1 pseudogene is annotated in these 321 nt (G+C 40.5%); it reads left to right on the top strand.

What is annotated here, in order from left to right:
- Positions 1 to 154 precede the first annotated feature (154 nt).
- Positions 155 to 280: pseudogene (locus D0T85_RS22135) on the top strand (hypoxanthine phosphoribosyltransferase); the annotation flags it as partial.
- Between the last annotated feature and the right edge of the window lie 41 nt (positions 281 to 321).

Raw genomic sequence — 321 nt, 5'->3', positions numbered from 1 at the left:
GGCAGCACGTTCTAATAAATAAGACAATACCTGATCAAGGGCTTCGGCATTGGTTTTTACATTAACACGTGGCACAGCAACAGCATCTTCTACACTAACAGAGTCGACTACGATTTTGTCTTTATGTACAAAAACGGTTAATGTATAACTCTTGTTGGCTTCGTACCAAGGAGTTTCGTCATCGGGTGTAATTAAAGAGGTTATTGGTATTAACGAAGACATATCAAACCGTATGATAGGTGGTTGTATCTGGGATTGGGTAGATCAGGCAATTAATATGCACGGTGAAGCTCCCAACCGTTACTACTAGCTACTAACTAC

It is taken from the genome of Bacteroides sp. 519, assembly GCF_010500955.1.
Lineage (GTDB): Bacteria > Bacteroidota > Bacteroidia > Bacteroidales > Bacteroidaceae > Bacteroides.
Note: the sequence above shows the minus strand (reverse complement) of the source record. Positions and strands in the feature narration are given on the sequence as shown.